The organism is Burkholderia sp. L-4 (assembly GCF_056856535.1).
The window spans coordinates 74,064-99,389 of sequence record NZ_JBXEOX010000004.1 but is presented as its reverse complement, the minus strand read 5'-3'; the positions used below and the strand labels follow the sequence as shown (position 1 = coordinate 99,389).

General features: G+C 60.4%; 22 protein-coding genes and 1 pseudogene. 10 read left to right on the top strand and 13 right to left on the bottom strand.

All coding sequences use genetic code 11. The annotated features are described in order from the left end of the window. Positions 1-3: 3 nt before the first annotated feature. The 5 genes from AC1VVG_RS35510 to AC1VVG_RS35490 form a co-directional block, all read right to left on the bottom strand. A complete protein-coding gene (locus tag AC1VVG_RS35510) occupies positions 4-4,374 on the bottom strand; it encodes an RHS repeat-associated core domain-containing protein (protein WP_482837675.1) in 4,371 nt (1,456 codons plus the stop codon). A 13-nt stretch (positions 4,375-4,387) separates the two neighbouring features. Continuing rightward, the gene (locus AC1VVG_RS35505; protein ID WP_482837674.1) at positions 4,388-4,813 is read right to left on the bottom strand and encodes a DUF1795 domain-containing protein; all 426 of its coding nucleotides are present in this window, start codon (positions 4,811-4,813) and stop codon (positions 4,388-4,390) included. Between the two features lie 16 nt (positions 4,814-4,829). Further along, complete coding sequence (locus tag AC1VVG_RS35500) at positions 4,830-6,953, bottom strand: type VI secretion system Vgr family protein (RefSeq protein WP_482837673.1); 2,124 nt, start codon at positions 6,951-6,953, stop codon at positions 4,830-4,832. A 913-nt stretch (positions 6,954-7,866) separates the two neighbouring features. Then, complete coding sequence (locus tag AC1VVG_RS35495) at positions 7,867-8,208, bottom strand: hypothetical protein (protein WP_194794425.1); 342 nt, start codon at positions 8,206-8,208, stop codon at positions 7,867-7,869. 17 nt (positions 8,209-8,225) lie between these two features. Further along, on the bottom strand, positions 8,226-9,230 hold the full coding sequence (locus AC1VVG_RS35490; protein WP_482837672.1) for a hypothetical protein: 1,005 nt from the start codon (positions 9,228-9,230) through the stop codon (positions 8,226-8,228). Positions 9,231-9,877: 647 nt separating this feature from the next. On the opposite strand from AC1VVG_RS35490, the gene AC1VVG_RS35485 reads away from it, so the two are divergent. From AC1VVG_RS35485 to AC1VVG_RS35470, 4 genes and pseudogenes are all read left to right on the top strand, one after another. Next, positions 9,878-10,411 (top strand): aspartate carbamoyltransferase, encoded by a 534-nt coding sequence (locus AC1VVG_RS35485; RefSeq protein ID WP_205672643.1) that lies wholly within the window; start codon positions 9,878-9,880, stop codon positions 10,409-10,411. 31 nt (positions 10,412-10,442) lie between these two features. Continuing rightward, positions 10,443-11,075, top strand: coding sequence for a Crp/Fnr family transcriptional regulator (locus AC1VVG_RS35480; protein ID WP_059710531.1), 633 nt, complete (start codon positions 10,443-10,445; stop codon positions 11,073-11,075). Between the two features lie 186 nt (positions 11,076-11,261). Next, positions 11,262-12,146: a sulfurtransferase gene (locus AC1VVG_RS35475; RefSeq protein WP_021156819.1), complete on the top strand. Its 885-nt coding sequence runs from the start codon at positions 11,262-11,264 to the stop codon at positions 12,144-12,146. A 187-nt stretch (positions 12,147-12,333) separates the two neighbouring features. Continuing rightward, a pseudogene (locus tag AC1VVG_RS35470) lies at positions 12,334-12,447 on the top strand (cation-transporting P-type ATPase); the annotation flags it as partial. Between the two features lie 34 nt (positions 12,448-12,481). Here AC1VVG_RS35470 and AC1VVG_RS35465 read toward each other — a convergent pair. Further along, positions 12,482-12,874 (bottom strand): hypothetical protein, encoded by a 393-nt coding sequence (locus AC1VVG_RS35465; protein WP_175895119.1) that lies wholly within the window; start codon positions 12,872-12,874, stop codon positions 12,482-12,484. Between the two features lie 211 nt (positions 12,875-13,085). On the opposite strand from AC1VVG_RS35465, the gene AC1VVG_RS35460 reads away from it, so the two are divergent. Further along, on the top strand, positions 13,086-13,433 hold the full coding sequence (locus AC1VVG_RS35460) for a carboxymuconolactone decarboxylase family protein (RefSeq protein WP_021156821.1): 348 nt from the start codon (positions 13,086-13,088) through the stop codon (positions 13,431-13,433). Between the two features lie 254 nt (positions 13,434-13,687). Here the strand turns inward: AC1VVG_RS35460 and AC1VVG_RS35455 are convergent, their stop codons facing one another. From AC1VVG_RS35455 to AC1VVG_RS35445, 3 genes are all read right to left on the bottom strand, one after another. Beyond that, on the bottom strand, positions 13,688-14,638 hold the full coding sequence (locus AC1VVG_RS35455) for a universal stress protein (RefSeq protein ID WP_080322601.1): 951 nt from the start codon (positions 14,636-14,638) through the stop codon (positions 13,688-13,690). A 216-nt stretch (positions 14,639-14,854) separates the two neighbouring features. Then, the gene (locus tag AC1VVG_RS35450) at positions 14,855-15,421 is read right to left on the bottom strand and encodes a cytochrome b (protein WP_021156824.1); all 567 of its coding nucleotides are present in this window, start codon (positions 15,419-15,421) and stop codon (positions 14,855-14,857) included. A gap of 43 nt (positions 15,422-15,464) precedes the next feature. After that, positions 15,465-15,839 carry a cytochrome b562 gene (locus AC1VVG_RS35445; protein ID WP_059710672.1) on the bottom strand — a complete coding sequence of 125 codons (375 nt, stop codon included), beginning with the start codon at positions 15,837-15,839 and terminating at the stop codon, positions 15,465-15,467. Between the two features lie 164 nt (positions 15,840-16,003). On the opposite strand from AC1VVG_RS35445, the gene AC1VVG_RS35440 reads away from it, so the two are divergent. From AC1VVG_RS35440 to pstS, 4 genes are all read left to right on the top strand, one after another. Next, complete coding sequence (locus tag AC1VVG_RS35440; RefSeq protein WP_059710673.1) at positions 16,004-16,666, top strand: response regulator; 663 nt, start codon at positions 16,004-16,006, stop codon at positions 16,664-16,666. Continuing rightward, positions 16,666-18,015, top strand: coding sequence for an ATP-binding protein (locus tag AC1VVG_RS35435; RefSeq protein ID WP_226168472.1), 1,350 nt, complete (start codon positions 16,666-16,668; stop codon positions 18,013-18,015). The genes AC1VVG_RS35440 and AC1VVG_RS35435 overlap by 1 nt, the downstream gene beginning before the upstream one ends. 730 nt (positions 18,016-18,745) lie before the next feature. Continuing rightward, entirely contained in the window at positions 18,746-19,189 is a 444-nt protein-coding gene (locus AC1VVG_RS35430; RefSeq protein ID WP_042972918.1) for a hypothetical protein, read from the top strand. A gap of 460 nt (positions 19,190-19,649) precedes the next feature. Beyond that, positions 19,650-20,678, top strand: coding sequence for a phosphate ABC transporter substrate-binding protein PstS (gene pstS / locus AC1VVG_RS35425; RefSeq protein WP_059710674.1), 1,029 nt, complete (start codon positions 19,650-19,652; stop codon positions 20,676-20,678). Between the two features lie 93 nt (positions 20,679-20,771). Here the strand turns inward: pstS and AC1VVG_RS35420 are convergent, their stop codons facing one another. Continuing rightward, positions 20,772-22,103, bottom strand: a complete 1,332-nt coding sequence (locus tag AC1VVG_RS35420; protein WP_175924721.1) for an ATP-binding protein — start codon at positions 22,101-22,103, stop codon at positions 20,772-20,774. Further along, positions 22,100-22,762, bottom strand: coding sequence for a response regulator (locus AC1VVG_RS35415; RefSeq protein ID WP_175895133.1), 663 nt, complete (start codon positions 22,760-22,762; stop codon positions 22,100-22,102). Before AC1VVG_RS35415 ends, AC1VVG_RS35420 begins: the two co-directional genes overlap by 4 nt. 612 nt (positions 22,763-23,374) lie before the next feature. Here AC1VVG_RS35415 and AC1VVG_RS35410 point away from each other — a divergent pair. Further along, entirely contained in the window at positions 23,375-23,617 is a 243-nt protein-coding gene (locus AC1VVG_RS35410) for a hypothetical protein (protein WP_059710535.1), read from the top strand. A gap of 210 nt (positions 23,618-23,827) precedes the next feature. Here AC1VVG_RS35410 and AC1VVG_RS35405 read toward each other — a convergent pair whose 3' ends face one another. Continuing rightward, positions 23,828-24,133, bottom strand: coding sequence for a DUF4148 domain-containing protein (locus AC1VVG_RS35405; protein ID WP_021156833.1), 306 nt, complete (start codon positions 24,131-24,133; stop codon positions 23,828-23,830). Between the two features lie 60 nt (positions 24,134-24,193). After that, positions 24,194-25,044, bottom strand: a protein-coding gene (locus AC1VVG_RS35400) for an IS5 family transposase (protein ID WP_482837671.1) whose coding sequence is annotated in 2 segments (ribosomal slippage) — positions 24,194-24,696 and positions 24,696-25,044 — 852 coding nt in all. Because the reading frame shifts where the segments join, the coding sequence is not laid out codon by codon here. Positions 25,045-25,326 lie beyond the last annotated feature (282 nt).

Sequence of the window (25,326 nt, the reverse complement as noted above, 5' to 3'; positions counted from 1 at the left end):
GACCTAGTCGTTGTTACCTAGAAAAACTTCTCGACCGATTCGTTGTAGTTCGGCCCGCATTGCTGCTTGTCCTTCAGCGCGCGGCAGATCCATCGCGCTGATTCTAGCATCGGACTTTTCCCACGCATCTGCTACCGCCTTCGCGTTAACTGCGGAGTGGCCTTCGTTGGGTGCCCACATCAAGGCGTCCTTGTCGTATACCGGATCGATATCCCATTTCTTCGCGACTGCACGGCTTCTCTCGAGCTGCTTCAAGATCGACGGGCGCGTCTTGAAATCCCCCTTGAAGATGATGTGGTGGGCGTGCGGCTTGATCATCCCCTCCGGCGCCTTCGTGCCGGATATCTTCTCGAAGTACCTGCCCCAGCAGTCCTGCAACCCCAGCGGGTCCATGAACTCTATCGGGTTGTGCACGTAAGATTGTGTTCGGTATCCGCCTTCGAGTCCGATCGGATCGCTGCTCAGGTATTGTCCAGAGTCGGGGTCATAGTATCGATGGAGGTTGTAGCTCAGGCCAGTCTCGTCGTCTGCCCACTGACCCGGGAATCGATGCGACGAGTCGACGGTGCTAATCGGGTCGTTTGCCGCTGGCCTGGCCGGTAACTTTTTGCCCCAGATCGAGTAGGAGCCGGTCCAAACAGCCTTCCCGGTCGAATCAAACACGGCCCTCGGTAGCCCAATCTGATCCGTCACGATCGGGTAAAGGCCGCCGTCGGTCTCTTGCGCCAGGGGCAGATACGTGTCGGGTTCGATGTGCCATGTGACACATTGGCCGGTGGTGCCGTCTCGCATCTCGACCCATTGCTCTGCGAGCGTAGCGCCGTCCCAAAGGAACCGTGTAGCTTGCCTGTCTCCGACGTGTCGCTTCTCGATGCGTCGGTCGAACGCATCGTAGCCATAGGACCAGACTCCTCGTTCCGGCGTTACGACCTTCACCAGACGATTCAGGCCGTCCCAGGTGTACAGCCACGTCTGGGCTCGGAATCCCGGGCGGGCGACGGTCTTTTCGATTGTCCGCCCCCGCTTGTCATAGCGGTACCTGACGTGCCCGACTTGCTCTGGCAGTCCGCCTGGCCGATATATGTGAGCATCCACTGCGTCTTGGTGGCCATGCGCGACAATGTTCATCGCTGCGTCGTAGCGGAAATGCTCGGACGGGTGAAGGAGGCTCGTCGCGGACACGACCTGCCCTCGTGCGTCGTGCTTGAGCTCGAGCGAATCGGTGTCCGTTTGCAGACGTTCCAGTTGGCCCGCTCGATCGTATTCATAGACGTGGCGGGTCAATTGCTCGATCGCGCGCACAGAATCGGTTTGCAGAGCTTCGAATGCTGTACGCGGCCCAGCAACTTGGCGCTGAAGCCGCCCCACGGGATCGTAGTCCTGTCGCGAGAGGAAGTCGCCGAATTGCCCCCCGGTCATGCGTCCAAGGCCATCTCGATGGATCGCTAGACCGGCAACCTCCGTGCAAGCCCCCATGGCGTCGTACGCATAGGCAGTCTCACGTCGCGGCGTAGTACGCATGAGACGCCTTCCATCCGCATCGTATATGTGACGCAGGAGTTCACCGTTCTGATCTTCAGCAATCAGCCGGCCGCCACTGTCATACGCGAAATTCGTGATATGCGTCGCTTCGCCGTTCACCGAGGTGGCCGATGCGAGATGACCACTTGCGTCGTAGCGGTAGAGGAGCTTGGCGTCGCCGGCGTCGATTTCGACGACTCGGTCGCACAGATCGTAGGCGTAGTGCCATTGACCGCCATCGGGCAGCGTCTTTGCAAGGAGTTTGCCAGTCGCATCGCGCGCGTAGCGAGTCTCGCGCCCACCCCAGTCGATTTCGCCGACGAGACGGCCGGTGGCGTCGTATTGATAGGTGTAAGTTTCGCCGAGCTGATTGACAACGCGAGTCAGGCGGGTCGCATGATCGTATTCGAAATGGATCATATGGCCTGTCGCGTCGATCGTCGAAGTTAAGAGATCGAAGGGGCCGTAGGTTCTTTTCGTCGTTCGTCCGAGCGGGTCGATCCACTCGACGGGCAAGCCCTCGCTGTTATAGCGCACCCGCAACACCGAACCGTCTGGACGTGTGAGAGCGGTCAACTGTCCGCGGGGATTGTCGGGCCCGTCGACGTAGCTGAAGCGTGTCGTTGCGCCGTCCGGTGTGGTCTCTTCTAGCACGCGGCCAAGTAGATCGACCTTGCGCAGCAACTTTGCGCCAGAGGGCAGCTCAACAGAGCGAGGACGATGGTGCTCGTCGTAACTAAGCTTCGTTTCGCGCTCGCCCTGAACGATTCGCAAGAGCTCGCCCCGGGCGCCATACCGATAGCTCGTTCGCACGCCGTCGCCGTCGGTGCGGGCGATGATGCGGCGCAGATGGTCGTACTCCCACTGAATCTTGCTTCCGTTCGGCTGAATTGCGGAAAGCAAAAGCTGCGAATCGTCGTATTCGAACTGCAACGCGCGGCCACCGTGGTCCTCGACCTCGACCAACAAACCGACGTCGTTATAGCGGAACGTGATTCGCCTGCCGAGCGCATCAGTCCTGGCAGTGAGGTGGCCGAACATCCACTCATGCCGGACACATGCACCGGTTGGATCGGTCTCCGCGATCACCATGCCGTCGTCGTCGTACTCGAACACACGCTGTCCGTCTGCGTCGATCACCCGAGTCAGGCGGCTTTCGTATACGAAACGTCCAGTGTGGTAGCCCTCGGCGGTACCGGTCTCGATCACTCGTCCGTCAGAATCATAGAGATACCGGACATCGGTCTGATCACTGTCGCGCCAGCGGACCATCCATCCATCCGCGTCGTACTCATAGTGAAACTGCCCGAACTGATAGCTCGCGACGTCGGCGAGCGTACCGCTGCGATAGCGGTACTCGACGAGAGTGCGAGGCGTACTGTCGTTCTCGTGAAGAACTATGCGATCCGGATTCGCATCGCTTGCGTGATAGTGCACTTCAACGGTGTATCCGTCTGTATGTTTGAGGCTAGAAAGTCGATCTGAGCCATCGTAGGAGAGGGTGATTGCGTTGCCGTCGAGATCTTCAATGCGCTCAAGTCGAGACTCACGCGCGTCCATCAATGGCGCGAAAATAAGGAGTACGCGGGAATCTCTGTCCAAGATGCGTGGTTCTTCGCGGCTTCCGACGAGTCGATATCGCGGCGCAGTGACATTGATGGAGTTGAGCGCCATCTCTGGCGCATCGAATCCAATCGCGAGACCTGCACCGTTGTGAAAGTACACGAATCTTTCGTCGATGATCGATAGCCGCTGCGACCACGAATCGGACCAGCGTGGGCCCAACATTCCTCTGTCATCCGAACGTGTCCGGTAACGACGAGTCAGCTCGAGCGGGAGCACGCCAGGGATCGACAGGTCGGTTCGAATTTCGAGCAGCTCACCTGACACTGGGTCGACCGGGTCTTTACATAGGGAGCGGGTTGCGTCGTCGATGCCGAGACGCTTTGCTGACACCCGTGCGATCGCGCCCCCGGCGATCCCGCCGATCAGGCCGGCGATGAATTCCTGCGTTGCTGATAGTTCAGGGTTCTTCGGCCCGTATTGCCCAGTCGTCTTGTCGATGAAGACGCTTTTGCGACCGGAGTTGATCTTGCCGCTGCAATGAGTCTCGTGGCCGATTCGGACGAGCGGGAGACCGTTGACGAATACGGTTTTGCTACCTTGCACCAGCGGCTGCGGACCGGAATGGTGATCGCACTGCACGATGTCGGTTACGCGGGCAACCTTCTTTCCTTCGAAGAAGACGTTGCTCGAACCAGTCTTGATCTGCCCGCAATCGCTTCCCATGCTCTGGCTTGCGGAGGCGAGGGCACTTCCAAGGCTGAGGCCGGCTCCCAGTGCTGCGCCGGCTAAAACCACTCCGAGCACGCCTCCAGTGGCGATCGTTGCAGCCAGTAGGGCGCCAGCGGCGACGCCGACGGCGATGCCGGCAACAATGCCCCAGAAGCCGGATGAGTGGGCAACTGCATCTCCGACACAAGCCGGATGGGGGGCGCCGCGGCCGATCGTCAAACCCAGCGCGTCACCTGCGCCGACAATTCGATCAGCCATCCATCCGGTGAACCCAACCTCGTCGAGGCCCCATGCGACGCCAGCGGCTATGACCGCGGGGGCGGCGGCCAACGCGCCGGCTCCTAAAGCAGCGGCGCCGGTCGCGCCAGCTCCGATCGCCGCGGCGCCGGCGGCGTAGCCCGCATAGCCGACGCCGGCGCCAAGCATCGCGTAATTGGCGCCGGCGACATACCTCATCTGCTGCTGCTTAACGAGGTCGCCGTCTTCCAGTTTTTGGAGATTCGCAAGGCGCTTGTCGGCGCTACCGGTCGGTTCCTCGAAGTTCTGGTTCTCGGCCATAGAGCGTTCCGGTTCAGGCAGGCGCGCGGAGCTGCAGGCTCTGTAAGACGCCCCGAACCTGGTCGCGCTGTGATTCGCTTATCGTCCCGGGAGATGTGAACGTGAGCATTAGGACGATGTGGCCGTACTCCACCATGGTCAGTTGTTGGTGGATCGGCGCGCCGTTGTTCGTCCACTTGAACTCGTGCGTCTGGGCGGGGCGATCCGAAACGGAATCCGGGGTCGTTTCGATCGAGTTGTAGTCGGGGACAGTGCGCGCGAGCTTGGAAATTTCGTTCGCCGCGTACTCCTCGAACTTCATGCCCCACGGGAGCGGCTCACGCGAGATGACGAAACTGACGCCCTCGGTCCCTGTAGCGGCTGAGACGAATACGTTCATCGATTTGTCCAACCACTCGGCAGGGATCGCGAGTTCGCCCTCTTGCATTCGATACGCCATGGTCCGTCCTATTTTGTCAGCCGTTCTTCGGGTTGATGTGCGTAGTGGGCGCCTGCGCAATGATCATGCTTTCGTTGATTCGAATGATCGATCCGCCCTTGTAGATCTCAATCGTGTCGCCGGTCATGTGGATTTTCGTACCGTCCTCACCGCCGACCTTGATCCAGAGTTCTTTCGTTTCGATCGTATGGACACCTTGTGGCGTTTGATGAAGCGTGTTGCCTTGTGCAACGACGTCCGTTTGATTGCCGACAGAGACGGTGGTCGCGTGGTTACCTTCGGCGACGTGAATCGTGCGGTCACCCTTTAAAACCTTCGTCGATTGCGCGTCCTGAACGACCGTGTGCATGTCCTTTTGCGCGTGCATGTAGAGCATCTGCGCGCCATTGACGTCGCTCATCAGCAACTCGTTCCCACCTTCGCCTTTATGGGTTTGGCTCTTGATGCCCATTGTTTGGCCGGCCGCGCCATGGTACGGATTTCCTTGCTCACCGTTGAACACCCGGCCCACGATGATGGGGTTATCGGGGTCCCCCTGGTTGAACGATACGATCACTTCTTGGCCGATCCGGGGGATCGCTGCAGCACCCCAACCGGCCCCGGCCCATGGCTGTGATACCCGTATCCACATCGAATCGGATCCGTCCATCTTGCCGCGGCGGTCCCACAAAAAATGGAGCTTCACGCAGCTGCCGTTCGTGTGAATCTGTTCGCCCTTCGGGCCGACGACGATGGCGGACTGTGTGCCGTTGACGACGGGCTTCGGCGTAGTCCGCTGCGGCCGGAAGGGGATTTTGATGGGCAGTAAAGAGAAGCTGTTGCGATAGGGTAACTTCGAAGCGTGCTGGGTGTAGTCGTTCACCGCTTCGTGTCGAACGTGAAGGACTGCGTAGTCTTGGTTATTCGCGAGGACGGGGTGTCCTGTCACGCTCACCCGGCCGGCCGTTGTCATCCGCCAGGCGAAGCCGCGGCCAACGAATCGGTGCGCCTGTGCCTCTTCGGCTTCCATCGCATAACGCGCGTAGCGATTGCCGTCGTCGCTGTGGTCATACAGCGACTGGTGCTCGTATCGCTCTGTCGTTCCGAGGCGCGCGTGATCAAGGTTTTGCGGACCGGCCTCGACGAGCATCAACGGCGACGACGGCTGTTGGTGGTTGAAGTCGCGATACGTCACCTTTCCGACACCGAACCGGCGCCCTTCGTGGAGCTGATCGATTCCGTTGAACTCACTCGATTGGCTATCCGCAAAAGGGACCGAGGCGAGCCCGTCGATCGGCTTAAACGCTAGGTTGCTGTCAGCGATCGCAAGGATATGCTTGTCCTTCTCGTAGCGATGCGTCCAGATCAACCCTTCCTGCTCCATCAGCCGCGCGCAAAAATTGAAATAGGACTCCTGGTACATCACGACGTACTCGAGGGGCTTCTGGCTCGAATGAATGTCGAATGCGAAGTCGGCGAAACCATGTTCCTGGAAGATCTCACGCAGGATGTCCTGCGCGGTCTTGTTCTGGAAAATCCTGCAGTCGGTGGAGCGCGTCAAGAACCAGAACCACGGAACGACCGTCATGTGATATTGGGTGACGCGGCCGGGATTGCCGGCACGATCAAACGACGAGACGTAACCGTCAAAGTATCGGAAGTCGTCGCCCCCGCCGGTCGCAACAATCCGCTCGACGGTAGAAAGGCTCGCTTGGTGATCGAGCTTGAGCTTCACCGGTTGCCCGATCAGCTTGTCGGGCGTCAAGTCGTGGGCGTGGGACAGAAGGTCGAGATGAATCTCGGGAAGGCGGTTCACGTACTCGTCGACGATCGCCGCACTGACCAGCAGGACGTCCGGCCCCAGTGGTGTCTCGAGCGTGACGTAGCGGTTGAGTTGCGTGAGCTTCGCGACGCCGCCAGTCGCGGTGTTGATCGCTTCTGCTATTGATGAAGGCGTCTTTTCCATCAGCGAGAAGCCCGTCTGCGCCAGTTGCATGGCACGCTGGACAGTATCGAGATGGCCGGCGACTCCAGCAAGAGGGCCTACGTTTCCGGCGACCGTAGAAGCGACCGGACCAGCGAGCCCGCCGAGAGCGCTCAGCGAGCCGAACGGGCTGCCGCCCATACCGCCGGGAGGGCCGCCATTTGGCGCAAAACTCATTGTTCTTCCTTCGTCTCAGGTTCCGCCGGCCAGGCCGGACGGCCTGAGGCATCGCTAATTTAGGGGAAAACGAGCGGTTTCGGAAGTCTCGCGCAAACGTTTTACAGATTCTGACAATTTGGATCGAACCTGCGACGCGGTCACTCGCTGCCGTACGCCGGGCGGCGCCGCACCGGGAAGATTTGTGTCGCAATGTGAACTGAGATGGGATAATTTGGGGCGCGACAGGTAACGCCCTGCGTTGCACCGCAGGCTGCCGCGCCGATAGCGGTGGCGGTACTGTCTGGCCCTTTTAATGAGGGTATGAATCGATTCGAAGTGGTTGATTGGGAGAGGTTTATGTACTTGGGTGCCGTGGCGGTCCGTTGTGGCTATTGCGGTCATGTCGCGCTGGGCAGCGCGTCGAAAGGGCCGTGGTGTGCTCGGTGCAGGAACGGCGCTGCGATCTAGGAACCGCTCGATGGCCACATTCATCGAACCAGCGATTCGCCCTGTTTGTGACTCGCTAAATTCGATCCCTGGCGTTGCAACGTTGTGGTCTTGTCAGGGGCATCCGTTCCGCCCCTCACATCCGTATGTTGTCTTCGTCGGGCCCGAACCAGTTGCTCTCGCCGTCCATCGCCTTCTAGGTGCGGGGGATGGTGCCGGCGCCTTGCGGTATCCATGGTGGTTGAACGCGAATTTTCGTGAGAACGGCGATCTTCAATGGTGTCTTGAGCCGAACTATCGCTTCCCCCGCAGGAGGTTTTTGCCGCTGGCACGTCGGGCGGTCGACGACGAACTACTACGTCTCGCCGCCTTGATCCGCACACTCCTTGCTTGAGACTCTCGCGCCTACCAACTGCCAAAATCGCAAGCGGGCGGGGGATGTCGATCCGCCGCCCGCGAGCTTCACTTCAGGACCAGGCGAACGTTAGTCCTTCCCGCGCTGCGACACCCAGGACTGGCAGTGGCCGACCACCGTGCCCCGCAGCTCTTGCGTGAATGCGGTGAGGTCCGCAAGCACGTCATCCTTCGAAGCGCCCGGCAGCGCAACCATTACACCGAGGGTCGCGCGCGTGCGCTTGACGATCACGTCACGCGAGGCGACAACGGTGTCACCGGATTCGGAATCGCGCACGTACCGCTCGCCGCGCTCGGTCGCCGCGTCGCGAACTCCTAATTCCTCCAATCGCGCGGCCAGCTCAAGCAGTTCTTCTACGTCACTGTCGATCGAGCGACCGACGTCGCTGATCACGAGTTCGTTCTTCGCCATGATCATCTCCGAAGGCATTAGTGGGTGCGAGCGCAATGGCAGCGCAGTTTCAGGTCCTCCCGCGCGTCGGAATAGATCTCTTCGCAGGACGGGCAGACTTTCAGCTGGGCACCGTCGTCCAGCGCTCTCTGCAATCGCGAGTCGTCGTCGCGGGGCGTAAAGCCCCGATGAATTTGCTCGCTCAGGAACTCGACCCGCCAAGGTTGCGGCTCGCCATCCGGGGCGGCGCTGTGGAAGAGCATGGGCGTTACAACGTTGAGGCGATCGTCGATCTGGTTGAAGTCAGTCGCTAAAAAGAAGCCCATGCCCAACTCGGCAGAGCGCCGGTACCCGATACTGAAACGGTCCGACCGACATGTGCGCCCGGCCGCCACGTTCGGTGCCGGAAACTCCACGACTATCGGCGCTGCTTTCGCGACCCAGTCGGTGAACGAACCCCGCGGTCCACGCCACCCTCGCATCGGCCGAGAATTCAGGACCTGCAAATGGTCCTTGAGGGTTCGGGACGGCAGCGGCGGCACTTCGCCGGTCGCGACGGCGACACTCGCTGCCACGGGCGGCAATTCGGGCAGTTTCATTCTGTCTAGCACCTGCAACCCGGTCTTCGCAAATTCGGGCGAGAAAAGCAGTCTCTGAGTGTAGACGAAGAGGCCCCGCTCACGGATTTGGCGCGTCACGATTTCGGCTACGCGCAACTTGAGGAAGTTGAACTCGAGCGCTGCGGGCTGGGGTAGGCCCGCTTTTACTAACGCGCGCGTCATTGCCTTGCCAGCCCGTTCCGCGACAGCGTCGTCGCGCAGTTGGCGGCTCCAGATTGGCGGTACGCCGCGAGTGTCGGCGGCCTGCGCTTTGTCGGTCACGGTCGGCAGCTTCTTTGCCGTCGCGTCCTCGAAGTTCTTGACCGCGTCGCCAACAAGCGCCGCAGTGACAAGATTCTGGCAAGTCTGAGGGGAAAGGGGCAGGATATCTGCCGAGATGAGTTCTGCCGCAGCCTGTGCGGCAAGCACAATGGGATACGCCATTTCGAGTCCTTGAAGAATCGAGATTTGCCGGTACACCAGCGCACGACGTGCTAGGGCGTCATACGCGATGCTGGCAAAGGGCGCATCGGTACAACAGGTACTACGGGGTGGAAAGACTGGGCAAAACGAAGATCATTGCTGACTGGGGTGGTAGCAGCACCGACACAGTAACCGAGCAACGGCCGCATTATGGACCCGGTCGATCGGCTGCGTCAACCGCCCGCGGACCGCTGAATTGCGGAGTCGGTCCACGCGTACCTTGGGGCGGCACGCGGGTCGACCCTCGAATCCGCGAATTTAGCCTTTTAAGGGATGCCTTTGATTCCCGTGCGCTTTTCCTGTTAGATGCCTTTAAGCCTGATAAGGCCTTGCCTTGCGCCCCTCAAAAAATGTCATATAAAACATGGAGTTAATGTCTCGCGGTGGGCCCGAGTGTGGTTGTCGACGTCGGATACGACCGTTCGGCCCAGAGCGCTGTCAGGTGTAATCGTCCTTCGCGTTGAGGCGCAGGCCGTCGCGCAAAGTTGCATTTGCCATGTTGACGGCGGAGTGCACGGGATGCAGAGATTCGCGAAGTATGACTCCAGTCATAGTGCACGGCTGATTACAGCGCTAGACTTCGGCTGCATCCAAGAGGGGAGACACTTATGGCACGCACCGCTTCGCTTCTGGTCGCCACTTCACTTGCTGCCGGGTTCCTCGTTTCATCCGCCGCTGCCGACACTGCCGCGCGCCAGAAGACGGTCGCGCAACGGGGTGCCGACGTCATGCCGTTTTCGCTGGCGGCCACTATCCATATCTTCACCAAGACCGCAGATGGCGGCATTCAGCAGGTTGTGACCAAGCAAGACGATCCCCAGCAGACCGGGTTGATTCGCCAGCATCTGGCGATGCTCGCGCGGCAGTTCGCCGCCGGCGACTTCGCGGGACCGGAGCAGATCCACGGCAAGGCCATGCCGGGCCTCGAGGTACTCCGCGCAGCGAAGCCGGGCGAGCTGGCAATCACCTATCGCGATCTGCCCAACGGCGGCGAAATCGCCTATCGAACCGATCACCCCCGCCTGGTCACCGCGCTGCACCAGTGGTTTAGTGCACAATTGTCCGACCATGGCCACGACGCAATGGCGGGGAATGGCGCGGACATGAGATCTCACCATGCCGCCGACACCACACCCGAATAACGGGTCCGCGGTCACGAAGCCCGCGGTGGACATGCCTGAACGGGCTATCGATGCCCACGTTGCAGGCCTGCCACCCTCCTGGCCCGAGGCATTGCGTCTGGCCGCACAGCTGCGCCGATTCGACGCCAACACCACCGTATTTCGTCGCGGGCAGCCGGTGCAGGCCGTCTACCAAGTTCAGGCGGGCCGTGTATTGTTGCGGCGTGACGAAGCCCGCGGCGGGTCGATCACACTGCAGACCGCGGGACCTGGTGATTTTGTGGCGGAAGCGAGTCTCTTTAGCGCGCGATACCACTGCGACGGCGTTTGCCCGGTCGCCAGTAAATTGCTAGTTCTGCCGGCCAAAGCGGTGCTAGCGTCTTTGCGGCTCGATTCGACCTTTGCGATCGACTGGATCCGGCTCCTGTCCCAGGCGTTGATGCAATCCCGTGCACGCGCCGAGCGCCTCACGCTGAGATCACCGCGCGAGCGCATCCTGCATTGCCTGCGACTCGAAGGCGACGCCCGTGGCGTATTTACGGTACCGGGGTCGCTAATTCAGTGGTCACGCGCGCTTGGGATTGCACACGAAACCCTGTATCGCGTCTTGGCCGAACTTGAGCGGGAGGGATTCGTCGCGCGTGACGGGGCCCGGGTTGTCCTGACCAGAAATCCGCCGACGTGACCGGATCGGTGGCCGTGGCGATTGCCGACCGTTGACCTGCGTCAACGGGGCTTCCCGGTATTCGCGATTGACTGACATCAACGTCGATGCGATGAACGCCTCCAAATTCTTGCCGCAGGCGACTGTCGCGCGTCGCGAAGACAGCTACGCAGAAGTGTGTTTCGTCATCAGCCAGTGAGGCTTGCCATGCATGAAAGAGTCCTCATTTCCGCCACCGACTTGGCGGAACTCATGAAAATGACGCCGGCGGTGCTCATCGACACGAGAGACGCCGCCAATTACGCGGAAGCCCACTTGCCCGGTGCAGTCAACATCCACGAGATATTCACATATCTGGCGATGTCGACGCCGCAAGGCATAGCGGCGTTGCGCGAGACCTTCACCGACACCTTCGGCAAGGTCGGGTTGTCCGGGCGCGAAACAGCAGTCGTCTATGAGCAGTCTATGACAACGGGCTTTGGACAATCCTGCCGGGGGTACGTGTTGCTCCGCTATCTCGGTTATCCGAAAGACAAGATCAAGGTGCTCCACGGCGGGTTCAGTGCCTGGCGCGCAACCGGGCTACCGAGCACGACCGACGTACCGGCGCCGACGCCCGTCAGGTTTCCCGTCGGAGCGGAGGGCGCCAGCATTCTGGTGGATCTGAACGAGATGAAAGTCGCGGTCGCCGACCCACACGTGGTGAAACTCGATGTGCGGGACGTCGACGAATGGATTGGGGAAAGCTCATCTCCGTACGGTAAAGACTTTTGCCCGCGAAAAGGTCGCATTCCAGGCTCGGTGTGGCTCGAGTGGTACCGCATGCTGAAGCCGACACCCGCCGGCCAGATGTTCAAGTCTCCGGCAGAGATTCTGGCGGAATGCGCGACAGTCGGGATTCGGCTGGATACGCCGGTCGTCGTTTTCTGCTTCAAGGGCGCGCGGGCGTCCACAACGTTCGTTGCCCTCGAAGAAGCCGGCATCAAGAACGTGCGGCTATACCTCGGCTCCTGGAACGAATGGTCCCGTGACTTCTCACTTCCAATCGAAGAGGGGGTGCCCTACCAACGCCACACCGCTGCGGCAAGTTGATCCGCCCCCGGTTGTGGCTCGTTTTGTGTGGACACAAATGACCGTCATTGAGGCGCTCTGGCCAAACTGGCAGTAATGCCTGTTTACCAGGGACGCGAAAACCGCATGCCACATATCAGCGTGGGCTCCTACGCGGTCCACCCTGGGTAGCGCGGTATTGAAGCGCGGTATTGAAGGTGCCTCGTCCATGGAAGAGACCGTGACGCTGGAAACGACTGCCGGACTGTCGACTGCCGAAGCGCGCGAGCGCGCGAAAAAATTCGGACCGAACACAATCCGCGAACAGGCGGCGCCATACTGGCGTGTGCTGTTGCCGGATGCGCCGAATTGCGCGATTACTGTCCAGCAGCGCCGCTCGCGGGGCCGGTGGGCAAGCCATGCATATAGCCGGGCCCCATGCCCATCCCCATTCCTTGCCCGCGATGCATGCCGCGCATGGGGGGCGCGTCGGGGATTTTGATTCCGCGCGCTTTCGCACGCTTCTGCATCTCGGCATGATGTTCGGCGCGGATTTTCTCGCGCTCGGCATCCGACGCGGCGGCGAGCATCCGCGTACGGTATTCGGTCCGCTCGGCCGGCGTCATCAGCTGGCTGCCATAGATCATGCCTCCCGACTCGACAGCGGGGCCTGCAGCAGGCTGGCGAGGCTGGGCGTTGGCAAGGCCGGCCGTCATCGCAATCGCGACACCGAACAGGAACGAGACGGTGAACCTGTTTGCTTTGGACATGTTGGTCTCCAGGTCGTTTGTATAAGTCCAACGGTACGCAGAACGGGCGGTCGATCCTTTGTCGCAGATCAAGTCTTGCTGAGCGTCCATTAATACCATTGAAGACATGCCGGAGGTCACGTCGTTGTCAGACGCGCGGTGCACCGTTGCCTGTCGCAGAGTCGAAGCGTCGTGAGCAGTCCATATTCTCTCGCTTCGGAGTGGCCCAGCCATGTCGAACTCGCTGCGTTATCGTGAAAGAACCGCCGAAGTCACGGAGCAGATGCGCAAGCTTCGGCAGTCACAGCCAGAACTCTTGTCCGCCTTCGGCGCGTTGGGCGCGGCCGGTACCAAAGATGGCGCGCTGACGAAAAAAACACGTGAGCTCATCGCGCTGGGCATAGCGATCTCGTGTCGCTGCGACGACTGCATCGGGTTCCATATGCAATCGCTGATCAAGCTGAAGGCGACGCGCGAGGAGGTCGAGGAGGTTGCTGGTGTCGCCGTCTACATGGGGGGCGGCCCGTCGATGATGTATGCGGCACATGCGTTGGTGGCGTTCGACGAGCTTTCGACGTGAATGCCGGCGGCCGTCGCTACGGGAGTCGCACGCATTGGCCTTCGTGTCGGCTGCGACTAACCGGCTTTGCTCAACCCTGGAACATGACCAGAATCGTAATGTCAAAGCAATCCGACCTTGCTTCGGAAACCGTCTCGAAAGCGACGCCCGCAATAACGTCTGCTGTACTGGCTGGAGGCGATCGTGCGCTCGCATTGCGCCAAGAAGAAGAACTGTTCCACGCAGTGGGCGCGGATACGTGACGACGCAATGCATCACGCACGCGACGGGCTCACGAGCAGGACCGGCGTTTTCGTGATGTGCGCCACGCGCCCGGCCACGCTGCCGACGAGCCAGCCCGTCACACCTCGCCGCCCGTGAGTGCCCATGACGATCATATCCGCGTTCCATTCGATGGCGTCGTGCACGATCAGACGAGGAACGTCGGCGCCAGTCCGGTCCGTCTGAATCAATTGCGATCGTGTTTGCCCGGCCCGGTCGCCGAGCAGAGCCGTGGCCTTTTGCAATGCAAGATTGCCTTCGCTGATCAATGCGTTTTCCAGCGTCTCTACGGGGACGAAATCGCCCAGTGATACGGGGCGATCGAGCACGTATATCACACGAAATTCGGTGTCCGGTCGCGCGAACTTCAACGCCGTTCGCAGAGCGTTGAGTGCGATCGGACTTCCATCGATGGCAAACAGCATCCGCTGCGGCAGGTGTTCGGCAACCGACGCGAAGCCTTCCGGAACGATGAGCCTCGGGCAGCCGACGAGCTTGCCGAGCGGTCCGGAAACGGTTCCTTCGACCCATCCGAGCAGGCCATGATGCTGGCGCGCGCCGACGATCAGGAGATCGGCCTGCCAGGCTTGCGCGCTGTCGGCCAGCGCATGCACGACATCGCCGCCGTGGGTGGCCAGGTCGATGGCTTCCGCGTCGATGGCGAGGTCGTCACGCGCGATTGCGGATCTGGCGCGCGACAGCGCATCGGACGCATCCCTGAGCAACTCGTCGCGCGCCGATTCGAGGAATGTCTGGGTTTTCGATCCGAGCGGGATGAGCGTTCCCGGATTTTCCACAATGGTGACGATATGCACCGTGGCATTCGCCGGAAGGAACGCTTTGGCGTACGCGAGTGCGTGAGCGGCCGCGGTGGAACCGTCGATGGCAATCAGCACCCGTTGTCGAGCGGGTGCTGCCCGGAAGAGGGAAGTGCTGGCGCTCATGTATGTCTCCCAATGGCACCCGGCGATCGTGCACATGGCACTTTCTCGCATGTCCGGCTTCTAGCGGTTTGACCTCCGTCAACCACGTTCGTTTTCGTGGAACCGTGGGGTGGGGCGTTATTGCATCGATTTTGGGTCGGACGCGATTTCAGGCGACATTCGTCTGACTTTAATTGCGTCACCCGTTGGCGTGCCGCACTCCGCTGCTCTCGCCGTTCAATCTTGATCGCAAGACGAAATTTCCTGTCGTGCGACGCGCGTCGGCAAAGGCAGAATGCGCGACAACACGTTTTCGGACTTGAAAAGCTTGTGTGCGAGCGCGCCGAGGACGTGCAAGCCGACCAGCGCGGCGAGCCCGTATGCCGCCAGCGCATGCAATTCTCCCAGCCAGTGCGACAGTTCTCGATTCCGTGGCACGAGGTCAGGCAGCGAGAAGAGCCCGAAGCAGTTGGCGGTGTGGCCAGCCGCATTTGTCTTCATCCACCCTAGCACGGGAATGGCAAGCATCAGCACATAAAGCAACCCGTGAACGCTGCGTTCCGCGAAACGGTTTAGCGTGCCGGCCGGGTTGATCGACGGCGGCAACTGGCGATGCATGCGTAGGCGATTAGCGAAACGGATTGCAACGAGGCCGAGAATGGCAATGCCGATCGACTTGTGCAGGCTGACGAGATCTTCATTGTCGTCCAGCAGCAGACCGACGATCAAATTGCCGATCAGCGCGACAGCCAGCAGCCAGTGCAGCAGGCTGATCGACAGCGGGTAGCGGGTGACTGTTTTCATGGCGGGAATACCTGTTCCGTGGCGAAAGCGTGTCCGGTCGACGTTATCCGAGCAGGTCGTGATAGTGCTTCTTCGTGCCGTTGATCCGTCGCAACGCCTGCTTGGCAGCCGACAGATCGTTCGCCTCGATCGCACGGTCGACATCAGCCAGCTCGCCCTGCAGCGTGCGCATACCTTCGTCGTAGGTCGACTGGTCGTCGCGATAGCGCTGTCGGCTGGCTTGTTGCGCATCGCTTTCGAGCCGGGTCACATAGCCTTTCATTTCAGCGATCGTCCGGCTGTTCATGGCCCCCTGCATCGCGTGCTTCATGTCCCGCATCAGCGTTTTGATCTCGCCGGCGCAGGCCGGCGCGGCAGCCACGGAAAGCAGCACGGCCAGCGCTGCGCAGAATCGGAGTCGGAACGACGGGCTGTTCATGGTCATCATTCGGTTGCGAATATCGGTGACGCGACCTTATGGTGCAGACGTTAACGAATTCTTAAGGCCCGGATTTTTTCGCGACCGGCTTGATGACGGCCCGCGCCTGCGGTTATCGTGCGGCAATGGACGGCCATGTCCGGAACCAACAGGAACGCGATGCCATGCGGGTGTTACTCGTCGAAGACGACAAACTGATTGGAAGCGGCGTGGAAGACGGCCTGATCGACGCAGGCATGACGGTCGACTGGGCGCATGACGGCAGGCAGGCCCAGCTCGCGCTCGAAACCACGCCGTATGATCTCGTCGTGCTCGATCTCGGTCTGCCCCGCATGTCGGGGGTTGAATTGCTGGACTGGCTCCGCAAGCGCCGCGACCATACACCGGTGCTCGTCATGACCGCGCGCGATACGGTGGCCGACCGCGTGAGCGGTTTGAGCGCGGGTGCCGACGATTATCTCGGCAAGCCGTTCGACCTGATCGAGCTGATCGCCCGCTGCCGGGCGCTCGTGCGCCGTTCGCAAGGCCGCGGCACCGACACGATCGAATATGGCGACTTGTCGGTCGATCCCGCACTGATGACGGTGACGCGCGGTACTGAACGGATAGCGCTGACGTCGCGCGAATGCGCGTTGCTGGTCGAATTGCTGGCGAACCAGGGCCGCCCGCTGTCACGTGCGCGGCTCCAGGACAGCCTCTACGGCTGGAACGAAGAGATCGAAAGCAATGCGATCGAAGTGCATGTCTCGAATCTGCGCAAAAAATTGGGGGCTGACCTTATCCGGACGATTCGTGGCGTCGGGTATGTGGTGGAGAAGACGTCGTGATGGGCTCGATCAGGCAACGGCTCACCTTGCTGGTGCTGTCGGGCGTTGTAGCTGTCTGGGCTTATTCGCTGGTTTCCAGCTATCGCCAGGCAATACACGAGGCAGAGGAATGGGACGATGCCCGCATTGAGCAGATTGCCAGGGCGTTCGCCGGACTCCATGCATCAGATCTCCCAGTCTTTGCGGACATCGCGCTCGGTTCGTCCGAAGACGACGACGGCGACAACGATGCCTCGCCTCGGATGCTGTATCAGGTCAGCGATGCCGGCGGACGCATCCTGGCCGCGAGTCCCGGGCTTGCCTCGCTCGATTTGCCGGTGTTTCCCGCAGCAACATCGAGCCCGATTCGGCTCAGCAATCCGAAGTGGCACGCCTACGTGCTAACCGATGCCGCGCGCGGCCGTACGGTGCGCATCTTCGAACAACGCACGCACCGTTCCGATCTGTCTGCCGAGGTTGCGCGCCGCGTCGCCCGGCCGCTTGCATTCGCGTTGCCCGTGCTGGCTGTTTTGGTCTGGTTGGCGATCGGTCGCAGTCTGACACCGCTGCGGACGCTGTCCGAGGCGATCGCAGCGCGCTCGCCCGAGAGTCTCGACGCCATCGGCACGAAGGGCATTCCCGACGAGGTGCGACCGCTGGTCGCCGCACTCAACACGTTGTTGCTGCGCCTGCGCGATTCGCTCGATCGCGAACGCGCGTTCACCAGCGACGCTGCACACGAGCTCAAGACCCCGCTCGCCGCGCTGAAGGTTCAGGCGCAAGTCGCGCTCACGGCACGCGATCCGGACCGTCAGCGGCGTGCGATGCAACGGGTTGTCGAGGGAGTCGACCGAAGCACACATTTGGCGGACCAACTGCTTGCGCTGGCGAGGCTTGACGAGACGGTACCGATGCCCGGCGAGGACGTCGACCTGGCGCTCGTAGTACACGCCTGCGTGATGGATTTTCAGGCGCGCGCCGATCTCAAGCAGATGTTGCTGACATCACGTTCCGACGAGCACACGATCGTGCACGCTCCACCGACATTGATCCGCGTGCTGCTCGACAACCTCGTCGATAACGCTATCAAATACGGTCGTGAACGCGGAAGTGTGGAAATCGCAACCTGGCTGGACGCCGGCGCGGTTTGCCTTCAGGTACGGGACGACGGGCCAGGGGTTTCGGACGAAAACCTGTCTCGATTGCAGGATCGCTTCTTTCGCGGCGGCGATCATAGCGAAAGTGGGAGTGGACTCGGATTGTCCATCGTCGCGCGCATCGTGACCAAGCTCGGTGGTGGTTTCGCGTACATCAACGGGCTGAATGGGGAGGGGTTCGGCATCCGTGTCACGATTCCCGCGTCATCGTGACCTCGCATTGAGGATACAGCGATTGACGTGACTGGGTAATCGGACGCCTGCGAAACGTCGCATCATCACGAACGGCACACTCTATCGATGACGCTCGGTATCGATAGCAAGTCCAACGCCACAGCGGCCAGGCCGCTTTCGTCGCGCCATTGGCTATTTCGCTGGAAGATGATCGCTTACTCATGAAACTGGAGACCACCGATCATCTTCGAACGAAACGCCACGTCATCGCTAACCTGAACACGGATCGCCGTTGGCGCAGTACGCGCAATCACGACTGCGATAAGGAAACCTTAAGGTGCGAATCCTACGCTGATGACATCGGCTGGACATTCGTGTTGTGCATTGCGGTGCCAGTTCGGATGAACATGGGATGAAGTGTCATTGGAGGGCTTGCGATGAAATCTTTGCTCCTGATCGCTAGCGCGCTTGCCGCCACGGTGCCGCTCTACGCGTCAGCAACACCACCCGGAATACGCGGTGCCCACCAGTGGGGGGAGACTCAGCGGGAGTCGACCGATCAACATGGGGTGCCGCCTCGAGCCAGAAATAATCCTCCAAGGCCGGACGAGTCGGGCTACGGCGGAATGGAGGCCGGCCAGCAAACCGGCAGCATGTCGTTGAGCAAGTCGCAACACGCGTTGTACGCGCATCACTAGCGCCGTAGGCTACGCGTTGTGCTTATATGCGATCCAACAAAATCAATGCATCGCTATGAAGGAGGCAGCCCATGTCGCCGAAAATCCTATTTATGGGGACCCGAGTCATCGCACTCGCGATTATCTCGTCGTCTGTATGGGCCGCCGAGCCGGCTTCGGTTAGGGTGAGGCTTTCAGACGGGGAAAATGGAAGGATGTCGCTGAGTCTAAGTCCGTCGAAGGTCGCGGCCGGTCCCGTCGAGTTCACGATAGAGAACGAGTCGCATACCTTGAAGCACGAATTTATGATTATTCGATGGTCCGGATCCGATCTAACGTTACCCTACTATTCAAAAACACAGCAGGTGGCCGAAGACAAGCTGAAAGGGCTACAGGGCATCGAGGACCTGAATCAGCGGGAGATCGTAACAGCGCGATTTTCACTGAAGCCAGGAAGGTACCTCGTGTTTTGCAACGAGCCAGGACACTATCGCTCTGCGATGTATAGCGATCTCATCGTCGGCCCTGCAAACTAACATACAACCGATGGCGCTCATCGGTTTGCTCTGCGTGACTAATGCGGGCAGCGAGTGCTTCGAATCGACGAGGTTGTGCCATCGCTGGCCAAAGCGAATATCCCTGCGGCAGCGGGAAAAATCAGGATTCCACCCATGCTTTGATGCTTGCCGTGATGTCGGTGAATCTGCACCTACTATGATCGGATCGCATTTCACGGAGCCGCACCAGGACTGAGCTGGCGTCGCCGAGATGCGGCGTGAAAGTCTGGCACCAAGATAAGTGGCGCGCGGCGATACGCCGTGCGGAATTGGCACAAAGCGGGCCTATCTTGACCTGGTGCGACTCGATCCTTGGGCGCGATTGGCGGTGCGTGCGGTCGTTCTCGCAGCCGGTGCGCGCGAGTTCGGCAACGCTGTCCCGAAACTGTCACATGACACCGCTATCGTCCCGCGCTTACCACACTCAGAAGGAATGGAAATGAAATTGAAAGCGATCCCTGTTCTGATGCTGACGATGCTCTCCTCGTCGCTTGTTCATGCGGTGGACATCACCGGTGCGGGCAGCACGTTCGCTGCACCGATTTACGCCAAATGGGCGGATGCTTATCACAAGTCTGGCGGTGGAAAAATCAACTATCAGGGGATCGGTTCGTCGGGCGGAATCAAGCAGATTCAGGCCAAGACCGTCGATTTCGCGGGCTCGGACGCACCGCTCAAGGATGACGAACTGGCGAAAGACGGCCTGTTTCAGTTCCCGACCGTCGTTGGCGGTGTCGTGGCGGCTATCAATGTGCCGGGGATGAAGGCTGGAGAACTCACGTTGTCCGGCCCGGTGCTTGGCGACATCTACCTCGGGAAGATCAAGAAGTGGAACGATCCGGCCATCGTTGCGCTGAACCCCAAGGTCAAGCTGCCTGACCTCGACATCGCCGTAGTTCGTCGCGCGGACGGTTCGGGTACGAGTTTCATCTGGACGAACTACCTGTCGAAGGTCAACCCCGAGTGGAAGAGCAAGGTTGGGGAAGGCACGACCGTGGCATGGCCGACCGGTTCGGGAGGCAAGGGCAACGATGGCGTCGCCGCGTTCGTACAGCGTCTGCCGGGCGCGATCGGTTACGTCGAGTGGGCGTATGCGAAGCAGAACCGGATGATCTATACGGCGATGAAGAACGAGTCGGGCGCGGTGGTCGAGCCGGCGACCGAAACCTTCAAAGCCGCCGCTGCCGGTGCAGACTGGAAGAAATCGTTCTATCAGATTCTGACGAACGAGCCCGGCAAGAATGCGTGGCCGGTGGTCGGCGCCACGTTCGTGCTGTTGCATACGGTACAGGACAAGCCGGAGCAGGCCAAGGAAACGCTCAAGTTCTTCGACTGGTCATTCAAGAACGGCACCGCGGCCGCCGACAGTCTCGATTACATTTCGCTGCCGCAATCGGTGATCAGCGAGATCGAGGACCAATGGAAGGTCAAGGTCAAGGATGCGACCGGCAAGCCTGTCGCTCCCTGATCACGCCACGCATCCCCCTGAAGCGCTCAAGAGCGTATCAGGGGGAGATGGACCTCAACAGGCGCGCCATGGCGGGAATCCGGTCGTGTCTTCTCAGCTGTCTCGATGAGGAAAAATGACCCGCACGCTCAGTCCCCGTGTGCCGTCCCGGTTGGTCATCTTCAACTCAGCCTGGTGGTGCTCCGCAATACCTTGCACGATCGAGAGACCCAGGCCTGTTCCCGAAGCGTGCTGGCCCGCACCGCGATAGAAACGCTCCCACACTCGCGTCAACTCGTTATCGGGGATACCCGGCCCGGTATCTCGAACTTCCAGTACTGGACGATCTCCGTCTTCCTCGACCACGACATCGATGCATGCACCCGCGCCAGCGTACCGGATCGCGTTGTCGACCAGATTGTTAAGCAAAATCCGCAGCTCTTCCTGACTTCCACGAACGATCACGGCCCCCGCGGCAACCAACCCCAGGTCAATATGATGAGCCTGCGCAACGCGCTCCCGATCGCCCACGACGGAGAGCGCGATCGCGGCAATGTCGATCTGTTCGGACAGCGTGTCCGGGGCCTGCGGCGCGAGGCGCGCCAGCGTCAGCAACTGCTCCGCCAGATGCGCGAGCCTGGACGTACCGATTCGGATCTGCGTGACAATCGCGTCGCGTTCCTGGTCGTCCCGGACAAGGGGAAGCAGTTCGGCCTGGATGCCGAGCCCCATGATCGGTGTGCGCAGTTCATGGGCGGCGTCGGCAATGAAGCGTCGCTGTATGGAAAACGACTGGTCGAGTCGGCGCAGAAGATCGTTGATGGCGTCGGCCAAGGGAACGACTTCGCCGGGCATCGTTGCCGTGTCGATCGACTGCATGTTGTCGGCGTCGCGTCGTCGAAGCGTCGATGCGATCTCGCGAAGCGGGTGCAATCCGTAGCCGATACCGAACCATAGAAAGAGTGCAAGAACGGGGAGCAACGATAGAACCGGCCACAGCAGATGCATTGCGATTTCTGCGACGGCCTCCCAGCGTGCGCGTTGCACCTGGGCGACGCGAATCAGGGTGTCGCCGCTCCGATACACGTAGGTATGCCATAGCTGCCCTCGACTGGCGACGTCAACGAGCCCGGGACCGCGTGGCGGGGGCAGCGACGCGTCGGGGTCGGTGCTGAAAAGAACACCCGATCCACGCCAGATTTCCAGCAATACGCCGTGCGATTGCTGGCCCGACAGGCTGGCGTCGTCATTTTGCCTGACACCCGTCAGTGACAGGCGGCCGTTGGCATCGACGATCACGTGCCGGGCGACCGCCTTCAACTGATCGCTCAAGAGCTCGTCGATTTCGGTCAACGCACCCCAGTACGTGGTTGCGCTGGCGATTACGCCAATCAACAGTGTCGTGGGCACGAGCCAGAGCAGGAGTCTGCGCCTGAGCGATTTCATTCAGGGGCTCCGATCCGGTAGCCGATGCCCCGTACGGTCACGATGACTTCCGTACCGAGCTTCTGGCGCAGATGGTGGATGTGAACCTGGACCGTGTTGCTCTCGACTTCCTCGTTCCATCCGTATAGGCATTCCTCGAGCTGCTCGCGCGTAACGATCGCCTTTGGACGGCGGATCAGTTCCTCCAGGATGGCAAACTCCCGTGCCGTAAGCGGCACTTCTTCGGCCCCGAGCCAGACGCGGTGCTGTGCGGGATCGAGCCGCAGTGTGCCGGACCGGAATACGGTTTGCGCGCTTCCCGTTTGCCTGCGGGAAACGACGCGGATCCGCGCGAGCAGTTCTTCCAGCGCGAAAGGCTTGACAAGGTAGTCATCCGCACCGGCATCCAAGCCGGCCACGCGATCGCCAATCGCATCGCGGGCCGTGACGATGATGACCGGAGTCGGATCGTTTCGTTGGCGCAACCTTGCGAGAACCGATGAACCGTCTTCGCCGGGGAGTCCGAGATCGAGCAGGATCAGACCGTATTGTGTGGAGCGCAATGCTGTCGACGCGGCCTCGCCGTCCCGAACCCAGTCGACAGCAAACCCCGAATGCCGTAACCCGCGCAGCAAACCATTGCCAATCAGCGCATCGTCCTCTACCACCAAAACGCGCATGCCGACTCCGTTTCGGTTGATCGCGATGACATGATCGCTGCATTGCCCTCTGGCAGGGCATACGAAAGCGCATCGAACCGCGGCACGGGATTGATCGCCGGCCTTTTGGCAAGGCGCCCGGAAAGTTCGCTGGAGATCGTCGCTGCCAGTACCGCATACCGCACCGTTGAATCCATCGCCATAGCCTCTCGACAGTCGCGGATCGACGTCCGCTTCGAAAGATCATGATGACGCATGCTTAAGGAATGGTTAACGGGTGCCGTACACGACGAACGTCAATCGTGGCTGCACGTCGCCACGCGTGCGCATTGCGAGCGAGATGGTGGGGCGGACATGCAAGCTCGGCCACTTTGCCCATTCAAGCGCCTGGGGGAAGTCCTAAGCTTTCCCTAAGTTTGTCGAGCTACGCTGGTCGCATCTGTCGTTCGGATCCATTTGCGACGGAGCCGATACGGCTCGATCCCGGGCAGCGAGCGGGAGCGCGAGGGGAATTGATGCCATGTCCGCATCCCCGGCGTCGAACCAAGCAACGTCGTGCCGTCGAACCGACAGAGAACAACTTGAATTTTGTCACGATGTGAAGGACAGGAGCCGCGACCGCGGAACAAATCGATGAAACCGCCTATCAATGCCTTGCTGGCTTTAGTACTTGCCATGGTTCCCGCGTTTGCTTCCGCGAAGGTACAGGGTACCGGTATCGCGATCGCGGATGTGACGCTCGAGCGCATAAGGGTCGAACGTGAAGATCGTGCGATCGATGACGCTCGACGCGCGGCGGAGCGACGGATGTCGACGACATCGCCCTATGGGAAGGGTGTGCCTGGCCGTGACGCCGGGAAGGCGATGCAGCGCTAGTACATCGGCTGCGGTTTGCCCGGTTGATCGATGGGGACGGCATTCCGCTCTTCGGGTGGATGCGCATACCGTGGATAGTCCAAATTCCCCGCGTCCCACGCTGCATTGAAAACCGGACAACAGGATTTCCGGAATGACTGGCCGAGTCATTCCGGCACCGTGCACATTTGATCTGAAGTTCCTGAAGCGGTGTGATCGAGTTGCCAGGAATCAGTGATGCCGGTACAACTGGCTCTGGTCATTCTTCCACACATGCCGTCCCGACGCGGCCTGGTTAGCAGGCTCGCTTCCGACACCGCTACCAGTTCGTTCAAGCGAAATGCGCCGCTCGGCGGCCTGAAGCAAGTCGGGGTAGTTGGGATCCTTGCGTGACGGAAAATACCCGGCTTTTTCGATCTGAATCAATTGCGCACGCACCTGAGCGCGGGTAAGCGGCACATTGCCGGATTGGGCAAACGACATCATTGGGGACAGCGCGGCCAGCGACACAGCGAGCAGTTTGAGTTTCACGTTCATGATCAGTCTCTCTATAAAGTTGCGTATTTCCGGTGCGGAAGATGACTTGCATCCGGTAACTCAAGATTCGCATTCCAAACTTAGAGGCCAGTTCAAAAACCCCTGCTCAGCTCGTCGGAAGATGTTCCAACAGATGAGCGAGCAGCCAAGTTTCAGGAATGCTTCGTGAATGTAGGCACGTCGCTCAAAGCGAGTGCGTAGGCGACGGAAATTGTGGAGCCAGGAATGCGTACGTTCGACCACCCAACGATACTTGCCCAGACCACTGCCATGCTCGGTCCGGCGCTTGGCGATCACCGGCTTGATACCGCGTTCGCGCAACGCGCGACGATGTCGGGTGCAATCGTAGCCGCGATCGGCGTAGACGACGCCGGGCTTCTGAAGCGGTCGGCCACGAACGCCGCGGATGGGTGGGATCGCATCAACGAGCGGCAGCAACTGCGTGACGTCGTTGGTGTTCGCGCCAGTCAGGATCGCAACGAGAGGAACGCCGTTGGCGTCTACGAGGATGTGGTGCTTGGAACCGGGTCGCGCGCGATCCGTGGGGTTCGGGCCAGTTTTTCGCCCGCCCCAACGGCGCGCACGGACGACGAATCGACCGCAGCGTATGACAGATCGATTTGGCCGGTCGCACGCAACTTGTCGAGCAGCAACTCGTGCAGTTGGTCCCATACACCAGCCTTTTGCCAGCCGCTCAATCGCCGCCAGCAAGTGGCGCCCGAGCCAAAGCCCAGACGAGTCGGCAAGTGGTTCCAACGAATTCCCGTTTTGAACACGAACAGGATACCGTTGAGCGCCGCACGATCGGACACGCGCGGACGACCAGGATCGCTCTTCGCGCGAAGCTTCGCAGGTGGCAGCAATGGTTCGATCAGTATCCACAGTTCGTCGTCAATGATTGGCGCTTCCATCCTTGGACTTCCCTTGTTCTGATGCCCAAGGTTAACAGCTTGCCGAGGAAGTAAACAACCCCTCTCCGGAGTTTTTGAACTGGCCTCTTAAGATGCGCTTAACTTGATGTAGAGAAAGACGACATGATCGACATACTCGATCGAGATTGTGTTCATGAAAAGCATTGCTGACCGGATCGCCTGAATTCCGTGTCCCTTGCGAGTGCTCGTCAGGCAGGCCGAATTTCACGTAGGAATCCGGCATAGCTAAGGTAAGGCTAAGTCTCTCGACGTACCGTTCGG

Coding starts and splice junctions, on each gene's coding strand:
- AC1VVG_RS35510 (WP_482837675.1), bottom strand. CDS start 4,374: ATGGCCGAGAACCAGAACTTCGAGGAACCGACCGGTAGCGCCGACAAG.
- AC1VVG_RS35505 (WP_482837674.1), bottom strand. CDS start 4,813: ATGGCGTATCGAATGCAAGAGGGCGAACTCGCGATCCCTGCCGAGTGG.
- AC1VVG_RS35500 (WP_482837673.1), bottom strand. CDS start 6,953: ATGAGTTTTGCGCCAAATGGCGGCCCTCCCGGCGGTATGGGCGGCAGC.
- AC1VVG_RS35495 (WP_194794425.1), bottom strand. CDS start 8,208: ATGGCGAAGAACGAACTCGTGATCAGCGACGTCGGTCGCTCGATCGAC.
- AC1VVG_RS35490 (WP_482837672.1), bottom strand. CDS start 9,230: ATGGCGTATCCCATTGTGCTTGCCGCACAGGCTGCGGCAGAACTCATC.
- AC1VVG_RS35485 (WP_205672643.1), top strand. CDS start 9,878: ATGGCACGCACCGCTTCGCTTCTGGTCGCCACTTCACTTGCTGCCGGG.
- AC1VVG_RS35480 (WP_059710531.1), top strand. CDS start 10,443: ATGCCTGAACGGGCTATCGATGCCCACGTTGCAGGCCTGCCACCCTCC.
- AC1VVG_RS35475 (WP_021156819.1), top strand. CDS start 11,262: ATGCATGAAAGAGTCCTCATTTCCGCCACCGACTTGGCGGAACTCATG.
- AC1VVG_RS35465 (WP_175895119.1), bottom strand. CDS start 12,874: ATGTCCAAAGCAAACAGGTTCACCGTCTCGTTCCTGTTCGGTGTCGCG.
- AC1VVG_RS35460 (WP_021156821.1), top strand. CDS start 13,086: ATGTCGAACTCGCTGCGTTATCGTGAAAGAACCGCCGAAGTCACGGAG.
- AC1VVG_RS35455 (WP_080322601.1), bottom strand. CDS start 14,638: ATGAGCGCCAGCACTTCCCTCTTCCGGGCAGCACCCGCTCGACAACGG.
- AC1VVG_RS35450 (WP_021156824.1), bottom strand. CDS start 15,421: ATGAAAACAGTCACCCGCTACCCGCTGTCGATCAGCCTGCTGCACTGG.
- AC1VVG_RS35445 (WP_059710672.1), bottom strand. CDS start 15,839: ATGAACAGCCCGTCGTTCCGACTCCGATTCTGCGCAGCGCTGGCCGTG.
- AC1VVG_RS35440 (WP_059710673.1), top strand. CDS start 16,004: ATGCGGGTGTTACTCGTCGAAGACGACAAACTGATTGGAAGCGGCGTG.
- AC1VVG_RS35435 (WP_226168472.1), top strand. CDS start 16,666: ATGGGCTCGATCAGGCAACGGCTCACCTTGCTGGTGCTGTCGGGCGTT.
- AC1VVG_RS35430 (WP_042972918.1), top strand. CDS start 18,746: ATGTCGCCGAAAATCCTATTTATGGGGACCCGAGTCATCGCACTCGCG.
- pstS (WP_059710674.1), top strand. CDS start 19,650: ATGAAATTGAAAGCGATCCCTGTTCTGATGCTGACGATGCTCTCCTCG.
- AC1VVG_RS35420 (WP_175924721.1), bottom strand. CDS start 22,103: ATGAAATCGCTCAGGCGCAGACTCCTGCTCTGGCTCGTGCCCACGACA.
- AC1VVG_RS35415 (WP_175895133.1), bottom strand. CDS start 22,762: ATGCGCGTTTTGGTGGTAGAGGACGATGCGCTGATTGGCAATGGTTTG.
- AC1VVG_RS35410 (WP_059710535.1), top strand. CDS start 23,375: ATGAAACCGCCTATCAATGCCTTGCTGGCTTTAGTACTTGCCATGGTT.
- AC1VVG_RS35405 (WP_021156833.1), bottom strand. CDS start 24,133: ATGAACGTGAAACTCAAACTGCTCGCTGTGTCGCTGGCCGCGCTGTCC.